The following is a 1,379-nucleotide window of genomic DNA, read 5'->3' on the forward strand; positions in this document are numbered from 1 at the left end:
GTGGGCAACCGGCTGTTCGCGCCTAGGTTACCTTGGGTTTGGCTCCATTCACGGAATCACATGCTAGGCCGACTACCCCAGCTCTTTCGAAGCGACGTTTTACTTCTTCACTGACGATGATTGCGCCTAGATAGTGCTTAAGCCTGAAAATATCTCGGCGAGCTACTTTTACCGGGTCAATAACGAGCCTGGTAAAGCCGCGATAATCCCCCGCCAAGTCTGGCCTCACCGGATCATCTACGGTATACCGCTGATATTCCGAGCGCTGTTCATCAACGCATTCAACCTGCGTCTCGATGATCATCACGAAATAGTCCTGTTCAACGCGCGTGTTCGCGATTTGCACCGGCTCAAGTACGAGGTGGTGATAAGGCTCATCCACCTCCGGCAAGCCCACTAATGCATCACGCGCTCTTCTGCTCAATACCGGGACACTGCCATAACCCGCTAAAGCGTAATCAACCTCAGCGCCTTCAACCCTGACGTCGAGGGTGTAACTGCCTGGCTCCATGTAATTAACCGGCGGATCTCTGAAGTGCCAGTTATTAACGTGCCGTATGTCCCCAAGTACCCATTTTTCCGGTACTGCGTGATCCGGTCTGAGTAAGTAATACCGCATGTCATTCATCCTTTCCCCCGCGCCAGCCGACAGTATGAAGCACCTGAGTCATGTGGGAACCGCGTTTGCTCGCGATGGCGGTGGGTCTGCCAGCGAATGCACGACTGATACACCGCCATCGCAGCATAGGTATCTACACATCTTTTTATGGGTTGAGTTCTTTGGTTGTCGCGGGGGGCGCTGGGTACATATCCGTTGCTGCGGTAACGGCCGCTTGTGGTTCCGCCCTTACGGCGGGTCACTTTTGGAAAAGAGCCCCAAAAGTAACCAAAAGGGCTCTTGCCCCACCACTCGGCACCTCGCTTAGGCTCGGTGTGCCCTCACGCAGGCTTTGGACCGTGGGCCGCCGCCATGGGCCATCCTTGGCCCATCGCGGCTAACCCGGCGTCCTGCCGGTTTACCCACGCTCCAAAGCCTGCGTTCGGCCAGCGTGGTTAACGGGGCGCCTAAGATCAAGATCAAGATCAAAAGCAAGAGCACGGCGGCCTAGTAGCCGACCTGAGTGGTTAAATCAAAAGCAAAACCGAGGCGGCCTGCTAGCCGACCTGATCTTGGTGGCTGAACTCAATCTAATGTGGGAGATTCTATGGTTGAGGGGAAGCCTCCAAAACCGCTTTTGACTGGTATTCGCTCTGATTTTTCATGAGTGAAAACGCAATACGTGCCAGCTTGCGGGCGATGATGACCAGGGCCTGAGTCGTTTTCAGGCCCCTGGCCAGGTAACCTTCATACAGCGGCTTCCAAGCTTTTGACCTGATGC

Annotated in this window: 1 protein-coding gene and 1 pseudogene; both read right to left on the bottom strand. The window is 55.0% G+C overall.

Features of this window, described 5'->3' with window-relative positions:
• Positions 1-22: 22 nt before the first annotated feature.
• The gene (locus E0F99_RS29830) at positions 23-619 is read right to left on the bottom strand and encodes an imm11 family protein (RefSeq protein WP_130909135.1); all 597 of its coding nucleotides are present in this window, start codon (positions 617-619) and stop codon (positions 23-25) included.
• Positions 620-1,203: 584 nt separating this feature from the next.
• Positions 1,204-1,379: pseudogene (locus tag E0F99_RS30835) on the bottom strand (IS110 family transposase); the annotation flags it as partial.

Source organism: Pseudomonas antarctica (genome assembly GCF_900624995.1).
GTDB classification, from domain to species: domain Bacteria; phylum Pseudomonadota; class Gammaproteobacteria; order Pseudomonadales; family Pseudomonadaceae; genus Aquipseudomonas; species Aquipseudomonas antarctica.